Source organism: Streptomyces sp. LS1784, from assembly GCF_020103755.1.
Classification (GTDB): Bacteria; Actinomycetota; Actinomycetes; order Streptomycetales; family Streptomycetaceae; genus Kitasatospora.
Genome location: NZ_JAHSQD010000973.1, coordinates 1 through 1817, shown reverse-complemented (window position 1 = coordinate 1817; position 1817 = coordinate 1). Strand labels below are relative to the sequence as shown.

Below are 1817 nucleotides of genomic sequence, written 5' to 3'. Positions count from 1 at the left end.
TCACCCGCCGTTGCCGACGTCGGCACCGGCTCCGTACCGGTCGCCACCGGCGCCGTGGCACCCGCACTCTGCGTGGCCCCGCCGTTCGAACCGCCGTCCCCACCGACCGCCTGGATCACCGCCACCGCTCCCGCGATCAGCAGCAGCACCACGATCACGGTGGCGATGGCCAGCCGCCGCCGGCCGGTGCGCGGGTCGGCCCCGGCCGCCTGCGTCGCACCCCTCGTCCACTCACTGGTCACCGGCCGGATCGGCTCCGGCCCCGGCTCGACCGGGGCGGGCTCCGCGGCCTTCGCGGCCGGCTCCCCGCCCTGCGCCCGGCTCCCCACCCGAACCGTCCCCAGCAGCCCGCCCACAGCCCGCTTGCGGCCGTCCTCGGGCTGCTCCGGCTCCGCCTTCGAAGGCGCCGACGCCGCCTCGGCCGGCTTCTCCACCGGCACCGCGTGCTCGGTGGTCGACTCGGCCCGCGCGGTCGCCTCCGCGACCACCCGCTTGAGCATCGACCGGGTCTGCGAGGCGTCCAGCCGCTCGGCCGGGTCCTTCGCCAGCAGCCCCTCGATCACCGGCAGCAGCGGCCCGGCGTTCACCGGCGCGGTCAGGTCCTCGGTCATCACCGCGGTCAGCGTGGCCAGCGCCGAGCCCCGGTCGTACGGCGGCCGGCCCTCGACCATCGCGTACAGCGTGCCGCCGAGCGACCACAGGTCGGCCGGCGGCCCGGGCTTCTGCCCGCGGGCCCGCTCCGGCGAGATGTACGAGGGCGCGCCGACCAGCATCCCGGTGGAGGTGACCGAGGCGTCGCCCTCCACGCTGGCGATGCCGAAGTCGGTGAGCACCACCCGGCCGTCCTCGCCGATCAGCACGTTGGACGGCTTGACGTCCCGGTGCAGGATGCCCAGCGCGTGCGCCGCGCTGAGCACGCCCAGCACGTCCAGCGCGATCTCCGCCGCCCGGCCGGGCGTCAGCGGCCCGTCCTCCCGCACCACGTCGGCGAGCGAGCGGGACTCGACCAGTTCCATGACGATCCACGGCCGGTCGTCCTCGTCGACCACGTCGAAGACCGTCACCGCCGAACTGTGCCGGATCCGCGCGGTCGCCTTGGCCTCGCGCAGCGTCCGGGTGATCAGCCGGTGCTTCTCCTCCTCGTCGACGCTGGCGTTCATCCGCAGTTCCTTGACCGCGACGGTCCGGCCCAGCATCTCGTCCTCGGCGCGCCATACCGTGCCCATGCCGCCGCGCCCGAGCACGCCGTTCAGGCGGTAGCGGCCGGCCAGGAGGCGGCCGGTGGAACCCTGCGCCTGGGTCATTCGGAACGTTCCCCCATGTGCTGCCGGCGGTCGTGGTGACGGCGCGTCGGCCCACCTGGGTCCCGAGCGCCCAAGCCTCCATCATCCCCTGTCCCGGGAGCCCTCGACCACCCGGCCCCCGACCCAAGCCGGGACGAACCGGAACGGGTACGGCGCTCCGTGCCCGATCTGTGATCGAAAACTCGCCAAGATCTGTCCGGGTCACTGCTACCGTTCGGCAGCTCATCGTCTTTCCGGGGGGATTCGACGCCCATGACCGTACCCGCACCGGGCACTGACGGCCCATCGACCCGGCCGCTCACCGCCCAGCACTACTCGGTCGCACCGGCCCCGGCCACCCCCGAGGGCTACGTCGCCCCCGGCATGCCGGGCGCCCCGGTGACCGGCTTCGAGCCCACCGAACCCGCGCCCCGCCCCGTCCCCCGCCGCCGCACCGCCCTGGCCGTGGTCCTGGCCCTGCTCGCCATGCTGCTCGGCGGCCTCGCCTACGGCAGCGCCCCCCTGCGCGCCGCC

At 75.1% G+C, this 1817-nt stretch carries 1 protein-coding gene and 1 pseudogene; one reads left to right on the top strand and one right to left on the bottom strand.

The annotated features are described in order from the left end of the window. On the bottom strand, positions 1–1304 hold a 1304-nt coding region (locus KS423_RS44785; protein ID WP_224285411.1), incomplete at its 3' end, for a serine/threonine-protein kinase. Positions 1305–1556: 252 nt separating this feature from the next. Here KS423_RS44785 and KS423_RS44780 point away from each other — a divergent pair. Next, positions 1557–1817 (top strand): annotated as a pseudogene (locus KS423_RS44780) (hypothetical protein); the annotation flags it as partial.